Consider the following 4,016-nt stretch of genomic DNA (forward strand, 5'->3'; position numbering starts at 1 on the left):
GACGCGCGTCAGCCGGCCGCGAAGGACGCGTCTGCAACGGGCGAGCGCGCGCCGCGTCGCGAGCGTCCGCCGCGCGCCGTCGTCGCACCGAACCCCGTCCCGCCGATCACGTATCCCGAAAGCCTGCCCGTGTCGGGCAAGCGCGACGAAATCGCGCGCGCGATCGCCGGTCATCAGGTGGTCATCGTCTGCGGCGAAACCGGCTCGGGCAAGACCACGCAGCTGCCGAAGATCTGTCTCGATCTCGGCCGCGGCCTCGGCGCCGGCGGCACGGGCCTGATCGGCCATACGCAGCCGCGCCGCCTCGCCGCGTCGTCCACCGGCCGGCGGATCGCCGAGGAACTCGGCACGCCGTTCGGCGAAGTGGTCGGCTACAAGGTGCGCTTTACCGACAATCTCGCGCCGGGCGCGTCCGTGAAGCTGATGACGGACGGCATCCTGCTCGCCGAGACGCAGACCGACCCGTTGCTGAAGGCGTACGACACGCTGATCATCGACGAGGCGCACGAGCGCAGCCTGAACATCGACTTCCTGCTCGGCTACCTGAAGGAAATCCTGCCGAGACGGCCGGACCTGAAGCTGATCGTCACGTCCGCGACGATCGACGCCGATCGCTTCGCGCGCCATTTCGGCACCGACGAGCGCCCGGCGCCCGTGATCGAGGTGAGCGGGCGGCTGTATCCGGTCGAGATGCGCTACCGCCCCGTGGCCGAGGATCGCCTGGCGGTGAAGCACGCCGAAGGCACGGCCGGCCGCGACCGCGTGAAGACCGCGCGCGAAGCCGAGCGCGACCTGATGGACGCGATCGTCGACGCGGTCGACGAGCTGTGCCGCGAAGGCCCCGGCGACGTGCTGGTGTTCCTGCCCGGCGAGCGCGAGATCCGCGAAGCCGCCGAAGCGCTGCGCAAGCACCACCCGCCGCACACCGAGATCCTGCCGCTGTTCGCGCGACTCTCGGCGGCCGACCAGGACAAGGTGTTCAAGGCGTCGAACGCGCGCCGGATCGTGCTCGCGACCAACGTGGCCGAAACCTCGCTGACGGTGCCGGGCATCCGCTACGTCGTCGATACCGGCCTTGCGCGCGTGAAGCGCTATTCGTACCGGAACAAGGTCGAGCAGCTGCAGGTCGAGTCGATCTCGCAGGCGGCCGCGAACCAGCGCGCGGGCCGTTGCGGCCGCGTGGCCGACGGCGTCTGCATCCGCTTGTATGAGGAAAGCGACTACCAGGCACGCGCGCGCTTCACCGATCCGGAAATCCTGCGCTCGTCGCTCGCGTCGGTGATCCTGCGGATGAAGTCGCTGCACCTGACGGCGATCGAATCGTTCCCGTTCCTCGAGCCGCCGCCCGGCCGCGCGATCGCGGACGGCTACCAGTTGCTCAACGAGCTCGGCGCGGTCGACGACGACAACGCGCTGACGCCGCTCGGCCGCGAACTCGCGCGGCTGCCGCTCGATCCGCGCGTCGGCCGGATGATTCTCGCCGCGCGCGACCAGCAATCGCTGCGCGAGGTGCTGATCATCGCGAGCGCGCTGTCCGTGCAGGACCCGCGCGACCGCCCGATCGAAGCGCAGGAGCAGGCCGACCAGGCACACCGCCGGTTCGCCGACGAGCGTTCCGAGTTCCTGCAGTGGCTGAAGATCTGGGCGTGGTTCGAAGAGGCGGTCGCACACAAGAAGTCGAACCGCCAGCTTGTCGACGCATGCCGGCAGAACTTCCTGTCGCACCTGCGGCTGCGCGAGTGGCGCGACGTCCATTCGCAGCTGCTGACGGTCGTGCGCGAGCACGGCTGGCGGCTGAACGAAGTCGAGGCGACCTACGAACAGGTCCATCTGGCCCTGTTGACGGGCCTGCTCGGCAACCTCGGCATGAAGGCCGACGACGATCCGCACTATCTCGGCGCGCGCGGGATCAAGTTCTACCTGTGGCCGGGCTCCGTGCTGGCGAAGAAGGCCGGCCGCTGGGTGATGGCGGCCGAGCTCGTCGAGACGAGCCGGCTGTACGCGCGCTGCCTCGCGAAGATCGAGCCCGAATGGGTCGAGAAGATCGGCGCGCACCTGCTGAAGAAATCGCTGTCGGAGCCGCACTGGGAAAAGCGCCCGGCGCAGGTCAGCGCGTACGAGCGCGCGACGCTGTATGGGCTGCCGATCTACCACCGCCGGCGCGTCGCGTTCGGCAAGCAGGATCCGTCGCGTGCGCGCGAGCTGTTCATCCGCGGTGCGCTGGTCGAAGGCGAGTTCGACACGAAGCTGCCGTTCTTCGCGCATAACCGCAAGCTGCTCGCCGACATCGAGCAGCTCGAGCACAAGTCGCGCCGCCAGGACGTGCTGGTCGACGACGAGCTGATCTACGCGTACTACGACCAGGCGATTCCGGAAGGGATTCACACGGGCGCCGCGTTCGAGCGCTGGTATCGCGACGAGGTGAAGAAGGGCGGCCAGGCGGAAGACAGGCAGCGCCTGCTGTACCTGTCGCGCGACGACCTGATGCGCCACGAGGCGGCCGGCGTGACGACCGAGCTGTTCCCGAAGCGCGCGACGATGGCCGGCGTCGAGATGGCGCTCACGTATCACTTCGAGCCCGGCACACCGCGCGACGGCGTGACGCTCGCGGTGCCGCTGTATGCGCTGAACCAGGTCGACGCGCGCCGCTGCGAGTGGCTCGTGCCCGGGATGCTGAAGGAAAAGGTGCAGTTGCTGCTGAAATCGCTGCCGCAGAAGCTGCGCCGGCACTGCGTGCCGCTGCCCGAGTACGCGGCCGGCTTCGTCGAGCGGATGGGCCGCGAGCGCTTCGGCGCGGGCGGGCTCGTCGAGGCGCTGATCGCCGACGTGCGCGGCGAGACGCAGGTCGCGATGAAAACGGCCGACTTCAAGCTCGAGACGCTGCCCGCGCACCTGTTCATGAACTTCAAGGTGATCGACGAGCACGGCCGTCAGCTCGCGATGGGGCGCAATCTCGCGCAGCTTCGCCAGGAGCTGGGCGCGCAGGCGCAGCAGCAGTTCCAGAAGATCGCGGCGGCGTCGACGATCGCGGCCGGCGGCGATGCCGATGACGGCCAGGCAATCGGCCAGGCGCCGTCGGCGGTTGCCACGACCGGTGCCGCCGGCCGCAACGCGAAGGCCGGCAAGGGCGCGGCGCCGCAGACGGCCGCTCCGGCGGAAGCCGGCGCGACGGCGCTGTACGAGAACCTGACGACGTGGAATTTCGGCAAGCTGCCCGAGCTGCTGGAGATCCGCCGGCGCGGCCAGACGCTGTACGGCTACCCGGCGCTCGTCGATCGCGGCACGCACTGCGACGTCGAGGTGTTCGATTCCCCGGAGGAGGCCGCGCGCATCCACCGGGCCGGCCTGCGGCGGCTGTTCGCGCTGCAGCTGAAGGAGCCGATCAAGTTCCTCGAGAAGAACCTGCCGGGCCTGCGCGAGATGGCGATGCAGTACATGTCGCTCGGCACGCAGGACGAGCTGCGCGACCAGCTGATCGACACGGCGCTCGACCGCGCGTGCCTGCAGGACCCGCTGCCCGACGACGACGCGAGCTTCCACGCGCGCCGCGACGAGGGCCGGAGCCGCCTGAACCTGCTCGCGCAGGAAATCGCGCGGCTGGTCGGCCAGATCCTGGCCGAATACGCGGGGCTCGTGAAGAAGCTGGCGCAGGCGAAGCCGTTCGCGCAGGCCCACGCGGATCTGCAGCAGCAGCTCGCCGCGCTGGTCGGCAAGCGCTTCGTGATCGATACGCCGTACGCGCAACTGGCGCACTTCCCGCGCTACCTGAAGGGGATCGCGCTGCGGATCGACAAGCTGAAGGCCGATCCGGCGCGCGACGCGAAGCAGTCGGCCGACCTGTTGCCGCTCGCCCAGCAATACCAGCGCGCGGTGTCGCAGCGCGGCGGCGTCGCCGATTCGCGGCTTGCGGAATTCCGCTGGCTGCTCGAGGAATTGCGGATTTCGCTGTTCGCGCAGGAACTGCGCACGCCGATGCCTGTCTCTGTCAAGCGTCTGCACAAGGTCTGGGAGTCGAT

General features: G+C 69.4%; 1 protein-coding gene. It reads left to right on the forward strand.

Annotation, left to right across the window (positions count from 1 at the left end; translation table 11 throughout):
* Nucleotides 1-105: 105 nt before the first annotated feature.
* The coding region (hrpA, locus tag G3O06_RS46920; RefSeq protein ID WP_205820154.1) for an ATP-dependent RNA helicase HrpA at nucleotides 106-4,016 on the forward strand (3,911 nt) is incomplete at its 3' end.

This window comes from Burkholderia sp. Ac-20345, assembly GCF_017104825.1.
Classification (GTDB): domain Bacteria; phylum Pseudomonadota; class Gammaproteobacteria; order Burkholderiales; family Burkholderiaceae; genus Burkholderia; species Burkholderia lata_B.